We start from the raw sequence: 18536 nt of genomic DNA, 5'->3' as shown, positions 1-18536 counted from the left end.
ACGTAACCGATGCCGAAGTGCTCCCCAACTTACTCAAGCAAACGCGTCGTAAAATAATTGAAATATCAGGTGATGGTGCTTATGACACAAGGAATTGTCATGATGCGATACGGATTAAGCGAGCGGTTGCGCTTATCCCACCACGAGAAGGGGCTGCATTCTGGGAACAAGGACACCCTCGTAATTTAGCAGTAGGTTGTCAAAAGCTCTACGGCTCCAACAAGAGGTGGAAACAACGGTATGGCTATCACAAGCGCTCACTATCAGAGACAGCAATGTACCGAGTAAAACAGCTGCTAGATGGGAAATTAAGCCTAAGAAATTACAATGCTCAGGTTGGCGAGACTTACGCTATGATCAAAGCTCTGAACAAGCTTACAGGACTTGGTATGCCTGAAACTCAGTATATTGCTTAATAACTGAACAACTTTGGGCAGCCATGTCTTCCAACCGAATTAAGCAACAAAGCCTAAGGCAGATACAAAAATAGATTAGACTCTTTATTTGGAGACTAACCTATTTCAGAATAGTTGGTTACGGCATTTTAATAGCTTAAATTGCTAGCTCTTAGCAACGTTGGCAATGCCTTCAAGCTGTAGAACTGGGGCAGCGTCGATGTCTTCCGCATTCATCATTGATGACACGCGTTGCATTGAAGAAAGCAGTAGGCTCTGCTCCCACGGCTCTAGGTTTTGGAATTTTTTAACGAAGTTATCTTGCAGCGGCGGTGGCGCATTGTTTAGCAGCTCTTGGCCTTTTTCCGTCAAGTTTGCATGCACTTTACGACGGTCAGCAACACTACGGATACGTTGTACGTAACCATTCAACTCTAGGCGATCGATGATCGTCGTGGTTGTGGCTTGGCTTACATTGGTATGATTCGACAATTCTTTGATCGTCACATTCCCCATTTCTTGGATTGCTCTCATTAGAATTAATTGAGGGCCAGTCAAACCATACTCTTTACTCAGCTTTTTCGAGTGTAAATCGATAGCGCGAATAATTTGTCGAATAGCGACCAGGATTTCGTCATGTTTGTCCAAGATGCAGACCTTTGTACTAATATACTGTGAGTGGTTTTACAGCGTCGAAGCGAAGATCTCTCATGAAATCGGAGTCAGGACCGATCGAATTACACTGTAAATTGATAAATTACGTCATTAATTTTTCCGCATTGTACTGATGTTCATACTATTCTCAATCTTTTCTATGCCTCTGAATTTGCGCAGGGCAACACTTTTGCTCAATGAGTCACGATTTTCGCTCTTATATCGGCTAACAAGGTAACAAAAAGCCAGAAGTCGTTAACAAATAAAAAAGCAGAGCAGTCAAATAGGTAGAGAGATTGTGATGGCCTCACTACCTATTTAATGTTTCGACATCTGACTATTTTAGTTCAAAAGATTAAGCAGCATTGTTTAGTTGAAAATTACCTGTCAGCGCGTTGTAGAACTCGCTGTTATCTAAGATTCCAACCAGTTGATTGTCTTCAACCAGCAAAATCGGATGGTTGCTGATCTGCTTGAGCTTAATCGCATCACGCATACCAATTTCAGGGCTTGCCACTACGACACTCGATGCGTTGATAGCCGTTAAGTCGTCAGACTCATTCCACTCAACAAGCGCTAACGTCGGTTCACCTTTTACCGATAAAGCACCTTCACTCTGTTCAATCCAGAGATCTTTAGAATCGCAGATCTTCCAGCTTTCATTCTCTTGCGTCAATGAATCAAGAGGCTGCATCAAAGAACGCCCTTTAAGCACATTCAACGGGTTGGTGTGAGCAACAAAGTCCTTCACATATTCCGTTTTCGGCGTCAGTACGATCTCTTCCGGCTTACCGTGTTGGATCAGTTTGCCAGACTCCATGATCGCGATGTTGTTACCAATCTTCAGCGCTTCATCAAGGTCATGGCTGACGAACAAAATCGTTTTGTTTAGCTTGCTTTGCAGTGTAATCAGTTCATCTTGAAGCTGAGCACGAATCAATGGGTCAAGTGCCGAGAACGGTTCATCCATCAATAAAATGTCAGTATCCATAGCAAAAGCACGCGCTAAACCAACACGTTGCTGCATACCGCCAGACAGCTCATGCGGGAATTTCGTTTCCCACTCAGCGAGGCCAACCATTTCAAGCTGTTCACGCGCCTTAGCACGACGAACATCTTTGGCGACACCTTGCATTTCAAGACCAAACGCCACGTTATCCAGCACGGTCAACCAAGGCATCAATGCAAACTTTTGGAACACCATCGAAACTCGGTGAGTACGCAGGTGACGAAGTGTCGCTTCATCGCACTGTTCACCTAAATCGACCTGCTTATCGCCATCTTTAATCGCCAGCGAGCCGCGGCTGATCTCATTCAAACCGTTTACAGCTCGAAGTAACGAAGATTTCCCTGAGCCCGATAAGCCCATCAGCACGCAGATTTCGCCCTCTTTAACCGTGAGAGATACATTGTCTACGCCCACGACTTGGCCTGTCTCATCAATGATCTCTTGACGAGTTTTGCCTTGGTCGAGCAACTCAAGCGCTTGCTTCGATTTATCACCAAAAACGACATCGAGGTTTTTAATCGTAATTGCGTCCACTGTCTTTTGTTCCTGAGAAATAGACATGATTAAGCCTCCTTCTGATTAGGTGTTTTGCACAAGCGATCCAGAATGATAGCAACGAGTACAATCGCAAGTCCCGCTTCAAAACCTTGTGAGATGTTCACTGTGTTCAAGGCACGAACCACTGGTTTACCAAGCCCGTCAGCACCAACAAGCGCCGCAATCACCACCATAGAAAGCGATAACATGATGCACTGAGTGACACCAGCCATAATGCTTGGCAGAGCCGCCGGTAATTCCACTTTGAGTAACAACTTCATGCGGCTAGCACCAAAGGCTTTACCTGCTTCAATCAACTCTTCAGGAACTTTAGTCACGCCCAAGTACGTCAAACGTATTGGCGCGGCAATAGCAAAAATAATGGTTGAGATTAAGCCCGGAACGATGCCTAAGCCAAATAGAACCAAGGTCGGGATAAGGTACACAAACGTTGGTACAGTCTGCATTAAATCTAGGATTGGGCGCAGTAACGTATACAACCAAGGACGGTGCGCCGCCATGATGCCAACCGGTACGCCAATTAATACGGAAATCGTTGTCGCCGCAAAGACGAGAACAAAGGTTTCCAGCATTTCTTGCCAATAGCCAAGGTTGAGGATGGTTAGAAGCGCCGCGACAACGAAGATCACCAGCGACAATTTACGGTGTAAATACCAAGCAATCGCTGCGGTAATTACGATAGGGAGCGCTGGCGGCATCCATTTAAATACATCGACTAAAAACAGAATAACGGTTTCTAAAAAGATAGAAATAGCATCAAAAAAGCCTGCTGCGTTGATTGTTAACCAGTCAACACCAGCTTCCATCCATTGTCCGACAGGGATTTTGTTTTCCGTAATAAAATTCACAATATTGCCTTTAATTATGGGTGGGCTACTTCAAGCCAATCGATAAATTGGTAAGCCCACCTTTATTATTTATGTAGCTGTTGAGATAGGTAGAACTAAGCTTTAACTTGTTTTAGGTATTCAGTAACCGCTTGAGTCGCTGATTCGCCTTTATGCGTTTTTACGTTGTCTAACCAAACTTCCACTTGTTGTGGATTGCTGTTCAACCATTGTTGCGCCGCTTTTTCAGGCTTCACATTCTGGTTCAGAATCTCTTCCATCAGCTGGTTTTCCATCTCTAGAGTGAACTCTAGGTTCTGTAGAAGCTGACCGACGTTTGAACACTCAGACAGGTAGTTTGAACGAACATTGGTGTAAACATTTGCGCCGCCGTAGTTCGGACCGAAGAAGTCGTCACCACCAGATAGGTATTCCATCTCAACGTTACTGTTCATTGGGTGTGGTGCCCAGCCAAGGTAAACAATCCATTGGCTACGACGTGCTGCGCGTGATACTTGCGACACCATGCCTGCTTCGCTTGATTCCACTAGGCTGAAGTCTTTTAGACCGAATGCGTCAGAGTCGATCATCGATTGGATTAGGCGGTTACCATCGTTACCAGGCTCAATGCCGTAGATGCGGTCTTTAAATTTGTCGGCATGTTTTGCTAGGTCTGCAAAGCTTTTCACACCTGCGTCGTACACATACTTCGGTACAGCGAGCGTGTATTTCGCACCTTCAAGGTTGGCACGAACAGTTTCAACGGTGCCCGCTTCACGATATTTAGCAATATCGCCTTCCATAGTTGGCATCCAGTTACCTAGGAATACATCAATGTCGCCATTGGCCATCGAAGAGTAAGTTACGGGTACTGAAAGCAGGTCTGTTTTGGTTTTGTAGCCAAGACCTTTCAGTAGCTCAGAAGTAACGGCAGTCGTTGCGGTGATGTCTGTCCAACCGACATCAGCAAAGCGCACGTTTTCACATTGCTGTGGCTCAACAGAAGCGTTCGCCGCAAATGCAAATGAGCTGATAGCGAGTGTTGTTAACGTTTTTGTCGCCACGTTCTGAATATTTAGAGTCGTCATAATGGTTCCTTTTGATCTTTCCTTTTCTGCTCTATCTCAAACGGATAGCAGCAGTACTGCTGACTTTTGACTTATGATTGGTGTTACTATTTTTGTTGTTTTTTAAGCAGCAACAGAGGCTTAAGCTTCTCTCACTGGCTTATTGATTCTTTGTTTTTCTTCCCATTCCGGTGCAATCCACACTGGCACGTCCTGCTCTTTAAGCATTGGTTTACCCAAAATCAAATCGGAAGCTCGCTCAGCAACCATGATGGTTGGCGCGTTTAAGTTTCCGTTTGGAATGGTTGGGAAAACAGACGAGTCGACGACACGCAGATTATCAATGCCACGAACACGACACTCTTCATCAAGCACCGCCATTGGGTCGTTATCTGAACCCATTTTGCAGCCACAAGAAGGGTGATAAGCACTTTCAACGTTCTGCTTAACCCACTCATCAATCGCTTCATCGGAAGTTATGTTTAGACCCGGCTGAATCTCTTCACCACGGTAAAAATCCATCGCAGGTTGCGACAAAATTTCGCGAGTCAGACGAATACAATCACGCCAATCTTGGCGATCTTGCTCGGTCGAGATGTAGTTGAAAATGATCTCTGGCTTGGCATGCGGATCTGCCGAAGTGATCGCAACCGTACCGCGACTTTCTGGCTTGTTAGGGCCAACGTGAACTTGGAAGCCGTGGCCATCAAAGGCCGCTTGGCCGTCGTAGCGCATTGCGGCTGGTAGGAAGTGGTATTGAATATTTGGCCACTTCAATCCTTTGCGAGAACGAATAAACGCACAAGATTCAAAGTGATTGGTCGCACCCAAACCTTTGCGCGTCAAAATCCATTCTGCGCCAATCATGCCTTTGCTCACCAAGCCAAGCTTGCTGTTAAGCGTGATAGGTTCGTTACAGTGGTATTGGAAGTACACTTCTAGATGATCTTGAAGGTTTTCACCTACACCATTCAACTCGTGTTTCAGTTCAACACCCGCTTTTTCAAGCACCGCTTTCGGGCCGATACCAGATAGTTGCAGCAGTTGAACAGAACCGATTGAGCCCGCGGAGGAGATCACTTCTTTGTTCGCTACCGCCACTTGGGTATTGCCTGACTTTTCAAACTCGACACCAACCGCTTTCAAGCCCGATTGACCCTGTGCGTCTTGTGACTCAAGTAAGAAACGGCGCGCCACGATGCCTTTCTTTAAGGTCAGATTTGAACGCTTCAATGCACGGCGCAGATAAGCGTTAGAGGTTGAGGCTCTAACACCCTTGTCTACCGTCATGTGCATAGTGCCGAAGCCTTCTTGCTGGTAGCCGTTGTAATCTTGAGTTTCTGGGTAACCGGCATCTTTACCTGCATCGATGAACGCTTGGTAAAGCGGGTTAAGCTCCATATCATTGCCGTTACATGTGCCAACAGGGCCGTTGTCGCCACGGTATTCGTCACCACCTTTGCTCCACGATTCAGCACGGCGGAAATAAGGCAAACACGATTGGTAATTCCAACCCGCAGCACCCTCTTCTTCCCACTGGTCGAAGTCACAAGCGTGGCCACGAACATAAACCATGCCATTGATCGATGAGCTGCCGCCTAACACCTTGCCACGTGGGCAGTGCAATTCACGCCCATCAAGGCCCGGCTCTTTCTCTGTTTCAAATTGCCAAGCGTACTTTTCAGTATTCATTGGGTAAGAAAGCGCGGTCGGCATCTGGATAAAAATGCTCTTATCCGTACCACCAGCTTCCAGTAATAAAACGCTATGTTCACCGCTTTCCGTTAGCCTATCCGCTAACACACAGCCGGCCGAACCCGCGCCGACGATAATATAATCGTAGCGTTGTTCCATGTTTTGATTTCCCTGAGATGAGTCAGTAGGGCTAGCTACTTTAAGCTAGCCTATTAAATTGAGTATTACGCGTTAGGCATAAGGGCTAGCGTAATCGCCAAGTTCGATAAGAATGCTCTTAGTCTGCGTATAGTGAAGTAGAGTCTCTGGTCCATTTTCGCGACCAATACCCGAAAGTTTGTAGCCACCAACAGGCATTTCTGCCGGTGAATCACCCCACGTGTTCACCCAGCAGATACCCGCCTGCATTTGATGAATCACGCGGTGAGCGCGAGAGAGGTTTTGCGTGAATACACCAGCCGCAAGGCCGTATTTGGTATCGTTAGCACGGCGAATCACATCGTCTTCGTCCGTAAACTTCATTACCGACATCACTGGGCCAAAGATCTCTTGTTGAACGTGAGGCATGTGGTCTTCGCAATCCACAAACACGGTTGGGATAACAAAGTTGCCGTTTTCGAGGCCATTATCTGTCACTTGATAGCCGCCCGTCAGCAAGGTTGCACCCGACTGTTTAGCTAGCTCAATCGCTTCAAGGACTTTTGAAAGGTGCTCTTTAGAAATCAACGCACCGATCTGAGTTTCCATGTCCATTGGGTTACCAATGATCAGCTTCTCAGTGCGTGTTTTAAGTTGGTCGATGAAATCGTTGTAGATATTTTCATGAACGTAAACGCGAGTACCGTTAGTGCACACTTCGCCTTGGGTGTAGAAGTTTGCGACCATCGAAGCAGAAACTGCATCGTCCAATTTCGCGTCATCAAACACGATCATTGGTGATTTACCGCCAAGCTCCATAGTGACTGATTTCAGCGTTTTCGCGCTATCAGCCATCACGGCTTTACCGGTACCTGTTTCACCGGTGAAAGAGACTTTCGCGATATCTGGGTGCGCCGTTAGCATTTGACCAACACGGTAGTCACCTTGAACCACGTTGAACACGCCATCAGGAAGACCGGCTTCGGTAAAGATCTCAGCAAGTTTAAGCGCGGTTAGCGGCGTTTCTTCTGAAGGTTTGAAAATCATCGAGTTACCCGCAGCAAGCGCCGGAGCTGATTTCCACATCGCGATTTGAATTGGGTAGTTCCACGCGCCAATGCCAGCACAGATGCCTAGCGGCTCGCGGCGAGTGTAGAAAAATTGAGATTCGCTCAGCGGTTGTTGGTCGCCTTGTAGAGTTGGAGCAAGGCCAGCAAAGTATTCAATAACATCAGCGCCAGACGCCACGTCTACTTCAATTGCTTCTTGCAGCGGCTTGCCCGTATCAACAACCTCAAGATTCGCAAGGTCATTGTTTCGAGCCCTAAGGATTTCAACGGCCTTCAAAAGAATACGACTGCGCTCTACCGCTGTCATTGCTGACCATACCGCAAAGCCACGCTTCGCGGATTCAATCGCGCTATCCACATCCGCTGCAGAGGCTTGGCCTAGCGTGGCGATAGGTTCGCCGTTTGCTGGGTTGATGCTATCAAAGGTTTCACCAGACGTAGCTTTAACCGCTGCGCCATCAATGTATAACGAGTTAATTTCCATTTGAGATTCTGACTTAATTATTGTTATTAGACTCTACTGGTCTAGTTTGAGTATTGGGTGTAAGCATTGGTCGTTCTAGTGCTGCTCTAGTTCTAACACTACGTTCTATTTGGTAGTGCACGAGTAGAACGTCAATTGTTTATCAAGGTAATCGTTGATGATGGCGCGCGCCTTCTGAGCATCGATACCATCTGGGTTTAACGTGCCTCTCAGCCATAAGCCATCAATCAGAGACGCTATCCCGTGAGCAACGAGATCCGCCTGTTCATGATTCAAAATACCTTTCAATTCAAGGCGTAAATGCGAGAGCAAACGTCTTTCATTCACGCGCTGGAGTCTTTTTAGCTTTTGGTCATGCATCGAATACGACCAAAATGCCAACCACGTCTTAGCCACCTTATTTTCTGCTTGGTAACCTTCAAAGTTACCGTCGATGATGGCATTAATTCTCTGCTGGTGAGCGTCAGCAGGGAGCGCTTTGAGCGCGTTGGTAATGGTATTGGACAATTGGCGAAGAATTTCACGCATGGTCTCTTCGAGCAGGCCGTGCTTACCACCAAAATAGTGATTAATGATGCCGGTAGAGACTCCCGCTTCTTTGCTGATCAAAGCAATACTCGCGGCATGCAAACCAACTCGATCAATCACCGTCATGGTCGCTTGAACAAGCTGTGGTTTACGTATGTCAGGCATCCCAACCTTCGGCATTTCTTAGTCCTTTTATTTTTTATTGAACGTTCAGTTAAATATAAAATGACAGAAATTTAGTTAGGGTTCAAATGATTATTTAAAACAAATCCGTAACAACACAGCATTCAAAAACCAGTAAATCAATTAAAAACAAACACTTAAATATCATTCAGGGCACTAATGAAATCAATTAAAGATTTGAGGTATGATAGTTAATGGTCAAATCTTTTCGCTCAATAAGAACAAAACTTAACCAGCTTGATTGCTTACAGTCATGAGAAACGAATATTTTATTAAGTCGATTTTGGGGAGGATAACAGAAGCGGTAAGCGAAGAAGGAAAACACAAAAAAAGCTGATAATGGCCAAGCCATTACCAGCCTCTTATCAACCTTTTCGGAACTTTGAATATAAAGCGCCTAAGCTAACTTGGTTTATTCAATACGTGTAATAAAACCATATTTATCCGAGTCGGCTTTCGTCACCCAGCTAAAATAATCAAAGGCAGTGCCAGTAACGTTTTTCTATAGTTATTCATGCGTCATTCCCAAAATGTTTGATGGGAAAATTATATTGTTTGGTGCTGAATTTATCTGTCGTGAGAATGTATGAGAATGTCGAGCCTATTTGAACAATGTTTTTTATTTTCCTATAAATGCCAATTCATCATTGAACTAACTTATAAAGTGTTTAATCATTCGCTTTAGGTATTTGGTGAAACATGTGAACTTAATATGCAACAGAGCATAATAGTAATGGTTCATCACGAAGAAGACTCGCTCACCTAATCTCAATAAGTGAAACGCACGACAAGGCTGATAATGGAATGACAAAACCTAAAATGATCATCGTGGAAGACGATTTGAAACTTCAGAAAATGTTGCAGGACTACTTTGTCGCGCAAGATTTTGATGTCACGGTGTTGGACGATGGTAGCGATGCCACACAGACCATCCTCGCGGAGCAACCTGACATCGTATTGCTGGATTTGATGCTTCCTGTAACTGATGGACTTACAATCTGCCGACAGACGCGTACGCACTATAAAGGTAAAATCTTGATGCTCACCGCTAGCGATGACGACTTTGATCACGTCGCTGGTTTAGAGACAGGGGCTGATGACTATGTCACCAAGCCAATCAAACCAAGAGTTCTGCTGGCCAGAGTTCGTTCGCTATTGCGCCGCCAAGACACCAATACCGCTTCAGTCGATGACTCAGACACCCTTCAGTTCGATCAACTCGTTCTGAAAAACACTTATAAGAAGTGTGAGCTTTCAGGTGCGGTTTTATCACTCACTGACAGCGAGTTTGACCTACTTTGGTTATTGGCAAGCAACCCAGACACGCCGTTATCTCGTGACTACTTGACGCAAACATTACGCGGGATTGAGTACGACGGAATAGACCGGACGATTGACAACAAGGTTGTACGTCTAAGGAAGATTTTGGGCGACGACCACACACCAGCAGAGAAAATTCAGACCATTCGCGGTAAAGGCTACTTGTTTGTTTCAACCGCCTGGCATTAACTTCGCTCAGTACGAGCGTAATGAAAGAGAGCGATTATGCGACGTATCTTTTTGGAGTCCCTATTAGGGCTGTTAGTTTGCTTCATGAGCGGCATTGTCGCTTACGAAATCTGTGTCTATCAGCTCAATACTGACTACGAATATGTTCTGCAAGATTATGAAGCCACAGCCCACCAGCAACTCATAGAAAACATCGCAAAAAATCAGGGGCTGGAAGCGGCTCAACAAGCCATGAATCAGTTTGTCGAAACCACTCGAAATAAACTAATTACGTTCAATCCAAAAGATGAAATACCAAGCCCTGTTTCAGAGTTCTTCTCGACCAACCCAAATACCTTTATCTTTCACGATGATGAGCGTGACCTTTGGTTTCGCTTAGCAAGCAGTGACAATACCTATCATTACCTACCCAACAGTGAAGCGTTCGTTAGGCAAAAAATAGAATTAGAAGATGACCTCATTTGGTTGTTCTTCCTAGCAAGCTTTATCTTATACGGCGTATGCCACCTATTTATCATCTTCCGCCGAGTTAAGAAGCTTGAGTCGGCGACGCTAGCCTTTGCTGAAGGGGATCTCTCCTCGCGAGCCGAAACCTCAAGTGGCATTGCAATTGGCTCACTCAATAAGTCTTTCAACCTAATGGCAGACCGTATTCACCGATTGATTGAGAGCAATCGCTCGCTCACCAATGCGGTCGCTCATGAGTTGCGCACGCCGATATTCCGTATCCAATGGCAAGCTGAAATGCTGAAAGACACACCGCTCAACGAATCTCAGCAAGAGACTGTAGAGAGTATTGTGGAAGATACGGAAGAGATGGAGAAGATGGTCGACGAGCTATTGTGTTACGCAAAGCTGGATAGCTGCGACCTCGAAAATTTGCAGCAGCCTGTCGAGATAAATGACTTTCTCGATCACGCAATGACACGCTGGAACAAAGATACAGAGCTCGACATCAACCTATCACTGCCAGAGCAACCATACGAGATTCTTGCAGATGAGGTATTGTTGAACCGCGCTCTAGATAACCTCGTACGCAACGCCATGAAATTCGCACGCTCTCAAGTGTTAATTGAAGCCAGCGCGCATCAAGAACAACTGAAAATTGCAGTACATGATGATGGCGATGGTGTGACTCAAGAGCATCAGGCTCGCTTGTTTGAACCATTTTACGTTGGCGATAAAGCGCGTAACAAAGCCAAGAGTGGCCATGGTTTAGGGTTGTCTATCGTCGAGAAGATCTGCGCTCAACACAACGCAACCGTGGAAGTGGGTCAGAGCCAAGCCTTAAAAGGTGCAGTATTCACCATAACCATTCAGCTATGTAATGATTCAGCTGACAAACCCATACAGTAACGACAAAACACCTCTGGAATAATGTTCAACATCGGTCGGGAGATGCTGTCTCCCATGAACTTATTAAATCTAGATAATCATGACACTGCCTTTGTGCCTTGCCATCTAGGTTCCAATCATTCTTAGGGTATTTTTATGAAAAAGTTATTAGTTGTTTTAGGCATTGTTTCTCTAGCAGGTTGTTCAGGTATCAGCCACAACGAAGAAGTTTACACAGCGCACGCTGAGAGCTTCAACATCGTAGGTTTCCAAGTTCCGGGTAACACACAAGATCGTGCAATGGAATTGGTACCTGAAGGCGCTACGGTTGAAACTATTCGCTCTACAAACTCTGACACAAGCTCTGTTCTGGGTATCATCAACCGTATTATCGGAATCGACTACGTTCAAGTTGGCGGTAAGAAGCAGTAATTCCTCAAAAACAGCAGCTTGCGTGCCTTTAAACGCTAGCCTGTACAAACTAACTTCATCTAAGCCAGTGACCTCGTCGCTGGCTTTTTTCATCCGACCGGTTTTGTGCTCTATGCCAAAGAACTTCTTAATTACCCTGCCCTGTTATAACTAACAATTCGAAAAATAAGCCAGAAAATCTTCGATTTATCATCAAAATATCCCTTAAATTTGCTTAATAGCCTCTCGATCAAACTGACACGCCCAAATCGTTGTTCCTTCTATCAACCCGAAACTGGTTAATTGAGGCACAGATCAATTTGCACAAAAATCTTAATTTCCAAGAACAATTAACACTTAATAAAAGTGTCATGATTTTATAAATAAACCTATAAGTGCGTTCAAAAATAAACAGAAACGATAACTATCTGTAAATACGATAAATATAAGTTTCATGAATAAAAGAGATCATTGCCATGCTACTAATTAATCAGATCGAATGATGTAAATTCGCTGTGATAATTTTGTTACTTTTTCTTTGATTTTACATGGAGAGAGAAAATAACAATGAAAATAAGAAAGCGTTTAGTTGCCGTTGCTATAGCCAGTGCTATGTCTTTGTCAGTGCATGCAAATGAATCGGTTCAGATTGATCAACCGATCAACTTTACTAACTTTTCTGGGTTGAACACCCAACTAGGTGTAAGTAATGCCGCTAGCTTCAAAATGGTTAAAGAAGTGAACCTGAAAAAGCGTGGCATCTACAAAGTGAAAATCCAGCAAAACATCTGGGGAACGCCAGTATGGGGGCACTACCTAAATGCAACCCAAAGTGTTCAAGGTGGTGCGCTTAAATCCGTTCAAGGCCGCTACCTTAAGACAACAAGCCTAGAGCGTTCTTTTGTTAAACCCTCCATCAACAGCGCTCAAGCGATTGAACTAGCGAGTAAAGATCTTAAGACTCAGGGCTTAACCAGCAAATCTCTCGACAATGTCCAGCATGACTTGTTTATTTATCAGAGTAAATCGACACAAGGCATTAGCACACAAGGTGCGGACAAAACACGCCTTGTGTACGTTGTCTCTTACCTTGTCGAAGGCAGTGAGCACCCGACTCGACCATTCACCATGCTCGATGCGCATACGGGCGAAGTGATCGACCGCTGGGAAGGTATTGCACACGCTCAGATCGGCACAGGCCCAGGTGGTAACGAAAAAACAGGCATGTACGAGTACGGTACCGACTACCACTACCTTGATGTTCAAGAAAATGGCACAGAGTGTGTTATGGAATCGGAAAATGTTGTCACGGTTAACCTAAATGGCGCGACAGACGGCGACACCGTTTACAGCTATGAATGCCCTCGTAACGAATACAAGTCTGTGAATGGCGCATTCTCGCCACTGAACGACGCACACTACTTCGGTAACATTGTGTTCGACATGTATAAAAACTGGTTCGACACAGCACCACTCTCTTTCAAACTCATGATGCGTGTTCACTACGGTGAAAACTACGAGAATGCATTTTGGGACGGCAAGGCAATGACCTTTGGTGATGGTGAAAGCTTCTTTTACCCGCTTGTTAGCCTGGATGTATCAGCCCATGAAGTGAGTCACGGTTTCACTGAGCAAAACTCAGGTTTGATCTACGCAAACCAATCGGGCGGCATGAACGAAGCCTTCTCTGACATGGCTGGTGAAGCGGCTGAATACTACATGAAGGGCACCAACGACTGGATGGTAGGACGCAATATCTTCAAAGGCGAAGGCGCTCTGCGTTACATGGACGATCCATCACGCGATGGCTCTTCAATCAACAACGCATCTGAATACTACGATGGCTTGAACGTGCACTACAGCTCGGGCGTGTTCAACAAAGCGTTCTACCACCTAGCAACCACACAAGGTTGGGACACCAAGAAAGCGTTTGAACTGTTCGTGTTAGCCAACCAAATCTACTGGTCTGAAAACAGTGATTTCTGGCAAGGTGCTTGTGGCGTGAAGAACTCAGCAACCGATCTTGACTACAGTGCCGATGACGTTGTTTCTGCGTTCAACTTAGTGGGCGTATCCCCTTGTGGCGAACCACCACTTCCGCCAGAGCCGGAATATCAGCGTCTTGAGAATGGTGTTGAAGCCGCAGTTGCTGGTGAAACAGGTTCAAAAACTTACTTCGATATCGAAGTACCAGAAGGCCAAGACAAACTAACGATTGATCTTGCTGTTTCTACGGGTGACCCAGATATGTATGTCGGCCTAGATTACGCACCTAGCCCTCAAGAGAACATTTGTAAGAGTGAAAGCGTGACTGACGAAGTGTGTGTGATTGAGAACCCAACCTCAGGTCGCTACACAGTGAACATTCTAGGCTACTCAGATTACACAGGTGCAAATCTAAAAGCATCGTACGAATCAGGCAACACTAACGTACCGCCAGTTTCTTCTTTCGAACATACGGTTGCAGGCAAAGAAGTAGAGCTGCGCAGCACAAGTTCGGACAGCGATGGCCAAATCGTTTCTTACCAATGGAACCTAGGCGATGGCAACACGCAAACAGGTGAAGTGACTCGTTATACCTATGCTGAAGCTGGCGACTACGTGGTTACCCTAACCGTGACTGACGATGCAGGTGTTGCGACATCAACAAGCAAGTCGATCACGATTGAAGGTGATTCAGCGGAAGGCTTCCCACTAAAACTGAAGTTTGGTAACAAAAACCCGAACGGCAAGGCTCGCGTTAAGCTAGCGTGGGATTACGACACCAACGACTACTTCGTGATTAAGCGTAACGGCAAGAATGTTGGTGCGACAGACTTCAACTCATACGTCGACAAGTTCCGTCACAACGGCACAGTAGATGTGGAGTACCAAGTGTGTACCTCAAGCGATATCTGTTCAGAAACCAAGCACTACCGTTTCATTAAAGCACAGTAATCAATAGCAAATTCAGGGCTCCGAAAGGGGCCCTTTTCTCTATTGTCTGTTTAGCGCATGAAACATCTACAAAAAAACATCCACGCATTACACAAAAATCACACCCATCAAGATAACAATACTCACCATAAAAAGGACGACAAATGGCTATTCAAAAAAGCATGTTAGCTTTAGCTGTACTCGGAGGTTCTCTAGCCTTAATCAACAGTACTTCGGCTTACGCATCTCTAGGCATCACGCCACCAGCGAACCAAGAGGTTTGGATCACCACCGATGCTGACGCACAGCATATAATGACTCAGCATGGCGCAACAGTTTACCCAAGCGTGACAGGGAACAAGCATTCCATCGTCGCGAAAATCAACCAGAAAGAGCTCGCGAAACTATCCAGCCACATGCACGAAGAAACTCACCGTTGTGGTGGCTACATGGTGCACGAAGACAAAGCGAGCGCACTCAAAGCCGCAGCGATGCCACTGACAATGAGCACCTTCGAAAAACCGGAGATCAGCCATCAAGATACGGTGAATGACCTACTCGGTCAGGTTGAGCCAAACAACATGGTCACGACCATCGAAAATCTAACCAACTTCACCAACCGTTTTTATACTACTTCTACTGGTGTCGCTGCTTCAGATTGGCTTTTAGAGCGTTGGGAAACCGAGATTAAAGATGTACCGTACGCATCTGCACGCCAGATCACGCATGCCGAATATCCGCAAAAATCCGTTGAAGTAACGCTGCTTGGCGCTAAATATCCTGAAGAGATCGTCGTTGTTGGTGGACACCTTGATTCAACCGTTGGATCTTGGACAAGCGAAGGCACCATCTCACCGGGAGCCGATGATGATGCGTCTGGCATTGCAACGGTAACAGAGTCGCTTCGCCTGATGATAGCGAGCGGCATTCAGCCAGACAAAACCATTAAGTTCTATGGCTATGCTGCAGAAGAAGTAGGGCTGCGCGGCTCACAAGATGTCGCCAATGCATTAAGAGATGAGCAAGCAAACGTTGTGTCGGTACTGCAATTAGACATGACCAACTACAACGGTTCGGCGCACGATATCACCTTCATCACAGACTATACCGACAGTAACTTAACCGCCTATTTGAGCGAGCTGATCGACACTTACGCGAGCAACATCAGTTACGGTTTCGATGATTGTGGCTATGCCTGTTCTGACCACGCCTCTTGGCACAATGTTGGCTACCCAGCTGCCATGCCATTCGAGAGCATGTTCAACGACTACAACCCACACATTCATACTCAGCACGATACTTTGGAAAACTCCGACCCAACCGCAACACACGCGACCAAATTCGCCAAACTAGCCATTGCTTACCTTGTCGAAACCAGCCTTGATTCGCCAGTAGCAGGCCCTAAAGAGCTTCAATATGACGTCCCTGTAGAAGGGCTATCCGCTGGTTACGGTGAAGAGCAATTCTTTACCGTAACAACGGAGTACTCTGGTCAGTTAACCGTAACCATGACAGGCCCTCGCAGTGGTGATGCCGACCTTTATGTGAAACACAATGGCACCGTATCAAAAGCAAGCTACGACTGCCGCCCATACCAGAACAGCAGCAACGAACAGTGTGTGTTAGACATGCCTGCGGGTGAGTTCAACATCATGGTGCGCGGCTACCGTAACTTTAACGAAGTCACCATCGTCGCTAACTTCGTGCCTGATTGGCTGTAAGGTTATAAGGCTGGTTGATTGCTGACTAACGTTAATCCGCACAAACACGACGAAAACTAAAAATCCGCGAGTTCGATCCTTAATAGAATTGAGCTCGCGGATTTCTTATTATCTTCGGAGGAAAGTTCGATCAATGATCTTCAGCTATCATCACGCCGTCTTTTTCATCACCTTAGTACAAATATACTCACCAATCGGCATCGCCGAAGTCGCTGCAGGCGATGGTGCATTACACACATGCAAGCTTCTTGGGCTTTCGGCATGAACCAAGGTGCCATCTTTGAGTCTGCGGGGTTTTTGTAATTGTGGTTTTGACGCAAATTACTCGCCTGAATCAATTGAAGTTAAAATGAACTCGACTCGTTCCTCAACAGATAACTTAGGCACTTCCACCAGCTGATAACCAAACTGAGTATAAGCTACCACCATTTTTTCGTAAGTGGCGATCGCTTCATCGAAATCTTGCTTGCGCTCTTGGTCATTGATGAAAATAGAGTCCCAAGGCGGGAAGATAAATACCTTACTGTTGTATGTGATTTCATTACAGCTATTCAGCAAGGATTGAGAAATAGGCAGCGTTTCTAACAAGCTGTAACCGTATGAATCCACGAGGCTTCTATCAAAGAAAACGAGTTGCTCACTTGCCTCAAATACTTGGTAATTGGCTAACTCTTCTCGTACCATTTCGTCACGAAAAGCCACTTTGTCTAACCATGGTAAGGCGTGACCTTGTTGTTCGACTTGGTGCTGAATCACTTTACGCCCAACTTCTGGTGCGCAGCGATAGCCCTTGCTTTTCAAAGCGTCGATGACCGAGGTTTTGCCCGATCCCGGCCCACCGGTAAATACAATTAGGTTGTTCAAATGAACCTCTTCAAAGGGGAAAAATAACGAATCGGACCTTAACGAAACCCAAGTTAACGAATCAAGGACAGAATGAGCTTAAATGCTGGTGCGCGGCAATCTTTCACTAGCTCGTATAAGCTCATTTCTAATCCCGTAATTTGGACACCAGCGTCCCGCAATCGTCTGATAGCCAATTTCTTATTCAATGCTGTTCGTGAACTAATGCAGTCACCAACGACCTGAACCTTGTAGCCAAGTTCCAACAACCCCATTGCGGTTTGATAAACACAAATATGAGCCTCAATACCACACACCAACCACGTATCCACATCTTTGGCTTGCACTGCCTCAACAAACTTGGGCTCGTTACACGCGTTAAACGTAAATTTTGGTATCGGATTAGCATCACTCAATAGGTCATTCAACTCACTAACGGTTGCCCCCAACTTCTCTGGGTTCTGCTCCAAGCTAACAACAGGAAGACCTAAAACCTGGACTCCTTCAATCAGCTTTCCACAGTTAGCAATCAGTGTCTCGCTCTCATCAACAAGGCGTGCGAGCTTGCCCTGAACATCCACAACCACCAAACCTGTCTTTTGTTTCGTTAGCATGTGTATTCCTTGTTTTGGCAGCCTAACTTACTAGGGCATGTTGATCTTTCGAGAGTGTTTTTTGAACAGCATGGTAAAGAGTTATAATTTGCTTCGCCAAAAGTAAAACCATAACCAATACCATGCCAAGAACAATGCTAACTGATATTCGCTGGAAACTGCTACTCCAAGTTATGAAAAGTACAGGTCGTATTTACGATAAAACTGAACATCGAATGACATTTGAAGGAATACTTTATCGAATGAGAACAGGTATTCCTTGGCGGGATCTACCCTCTGAGTTCGGAGAGTGGAGTACCGTTTACAGACGATTTAATCTTTGGTCAAAGAAAGGGGTTTTAGATAAGCTTTTCAAAAGCTTATCTAGCATGGCTGATTTTGAATGGGTCTTTCTTGATGGTTCTATAGTTCGAGCACATCAGCATAGTACAGGTGCAGCGACTGAAAGCTCAGAGCAAATAGGAAAAAGTCGCGGGGGCAACTCAACTAAAATTCACTTAGCTGTGGATAGTGGTGGCCTTCCGATTTGCTTTGATTTATCAGAAGGACAACGCCACGATATAGTGCATGCAGAAAGCT

Annotated in this window: 16 protein-coding genes and 1 pseudogene; 7 read left to right on the top strand and 10 right to left on the bottom strand. The window is 45.6% G+C overall.

Going from position 1 to position 18536, the window contains the following annotated elements:
* The coding region (locus L1D22_RS21430; RefSeq protein ID WP_239831172.1) for an IS5 family transposase at window positions 1-416 on the top strand (416 nt) is incomplete at its 5' end.
* 144 nt (window positions 417-560) lie between these two features.
* On the opposite strand, the gene L1D22_RS21425 is transcribed toward L1D22_RS21430, so the two are convergent.
* The 7 genes from L1D22_RS21425 to betI all read right to left on the bottom strand — a co-directional run bounded on the left by L1D22_RS21425 (window position 561) and on the right by betI (window position 8605).
* Complete coding sequence (locus L1D22_RS21425) at window positions 561-1043, bottom strand: MarR family transcriptional regulator (RefSeq protein WP_017632044.1); 483 nt, start codon at window positions 1041-1043, stop codon at window positions 561-563.
* 361 nt (window positions 1044-1404) lie between these two features.
* Entirely contained in the window at window positions 1405-2619 is a 1215-nt protein-coding gene (gene choV, locus L1D22_RS21420; RefSeq protein ID WP_239831171.1) for a choline ABC transporter ATP-binding protein, read from the bottom strand.
* 2 nt (window positions 2620-2621) lie between these two features.
* Window positions 2622-3464 carry a choline ABC transporter permease subunit gene (choW, locus tag L1D22_RS21415; protein WP_004736863.1) on the bottom strand — a complete coding sequence of 281 codons (843 nt, stop codon included), beginning with the start codon at window positions 3462-3464 and terminating at the stop codon, window positions 2622-2624.
* A 95-nt stretch (window positions 3465-3559) separates the two neighbouring features.
* Window positions 3560-4531, bottom strand: coding sequence for a choline ABC transporter substrate-binding protein (locus tag L1D22_RS21410; RefSeq protein WP_239831170.1), 972 nt, complete (start codon window positions 4529-4531; stop codon window positions 3560-3562).
* A gap of 120 nt (window positions 4532-4651) precedes the next feature.
* Window positions 4652-6364: a choline dehydrogenase gene (gene betA, locus L1D22_RS21405; protein ID WP_239831169.1), complete on the bottom strand. Its 1713-nt coding sequence runs from the start codon at window positions 6362-6364 to the stop codon at window positions 4652-4654.
* Window positions 6365-6436: 72 nt separating this feature from the next.
* The gene (betB, locus tag L1D22_RS21400; protein WP_239831168.1) at window positions 6437-7897 is read right to left on the bottom strand and encodes a betaine-aldehyde dehydrogenase; all 1461 of its coding nucleotides are present in this window, start codon (window positions 7895-7897) and stop codon (window positions 6437-6439) included.
* A 105-nt stretch (window positions 7898-8002) separates the two neighbouring features.
* The gene (betI, locus tag L1D22_RS21395; protein ID WP_239831167.1) at window positions 8003-8605 is read right to left on the bottom strand and encodes a transcriptional regulator BetI; all 603 of its coding nucleotides are present in this window, start codon (window positions 8603-8605) and stop codon (window positions 8003-8005) included.
* 807 nt (window positions 8606-9412) lie between these two features.
* Between betI and L1D22_RS21390 the strand changes: the two genes are divergently transcribed.
* The 5 genes from L1D22_RS21390 to L1D22_RS21370 all read left to right on the top strand — a co-directional run bounded on the left by L1D22_RS21390 (window position 9413) and on the right by L1D22_RS21370 (window position 16500).
* Entirely contained in the window at window positions 9413-10117 is a 705-nt protein-coding gene (locus tag L1D22_RS21390; RefSeq protein ID WP_210448699.1) for a response regulator, read from the top strand.
* Between the two features lie 36 nt (window positions 10118-10153).
* Window positions 10154-11473, top strand: coding sequence for an ATP-binding protein (locus tag L1D22_RS21385; protein WP_239831166.1), 1320 nt, complete (start codon window positions 10154-10156; stop codon window positions 11471-11473).
* Window positions 11474-11608: 135 nt separating this feature from the next.
* On the top strand, window positions 11609-11884 hold the full coding sequence (locus L1D22_RS21380; RefSeq protein ID WP_017632032.1) for a hypothetical protein: 276 nt from the start codon (window positions 11609-11611) through the stop codon (window positions 11882-11884).
* A gap of 546 nt (window positions 11885-12430) precedes the next feature.
* Window positions 12431-14800 (top strand): M4 family metallopeptidase, encoded by a 2370-nt coding sequence (locus L1D22_RS21375; protein ID WP_239831165.1) that lies wholly within the window; start codon window positions 12431-12433, stop codon window positions 14798-14800.
* Between the two features lie 143 nt (window positions 14801-14943).
* Window positions 14944-16500, top strand: coding sequence for a M28 family metallopeptidase (locus L1D22_RS21370; RefSeq protein WP_239831164.1), 1557 nt, complete (start codon window positions 14944-14946; stop codon window positions 16498-16500).
* Window positions 16501-16650: 150 nt separating this feature from the next.
* On the opposite strand, the pseudogene L1D22_RS21365 reads toward L1D22_RS21370, so the two are convergent.
* The 3 genes and pseudogenes from L1D22_RS21365 to L1D22_RS21355 form a co-directional block, all read right to left on the bottom strand.
* Window positions 16651-16785 (bottom strand): annotated as a pseudogene (locus L1D22_RS21365) (L-2-hydroxyglutarate oxidase); the annotation flags it as partial.
* A gap of 36 nt (window positions 16786-16821) precedes the next feature.
* Complete coding sequence (locus tag L1D22_RS21360; protein ID WP_239831163.1) at window positions 16822-17364, bottom strand: AAA family ATPase; 543 nt, start codon at window positions 17362-17364, stop codon at window positions 16822-16824.
* Window positions 17365-17417: 53 nt separating this feature from the next.
* Window positions 17418-17957, bottom strand: a complete 540-nt coding sequence (locus L1D22_RS21355; RefSeq protein WP_239831162.1) for a hydrolase — start codon at window positions 17955-17957, stop codon at window positions 17418-17420.
* 122 nt (window positions 17958-18079) lie between these two features.
* Between L1D22_RS21355 and L1D22_RS21350 the strand changes: the two genes are divergently transcribed.
* Window positions 18080-18536: IS5 family transposase (locus tag L1D22_RS21350; RefSeq protein ID WP_239831161.1), on the top strand; the 457-nt coding region annotated here is incomplete at its 3' end.

It is taken from the genome of Vibrio sp. Isolate34 (assembly GCF_022397915.1).
Taxonomy (GTDB): domain Bacteria; phylum Pseudomonadota; class Gammaproteobacteria; order Enterobacterales; family Vibrionaceae; genus Vibrio.
This window is presented reverse-complemented; position numbering and strand designations above follow the sequence as displayed.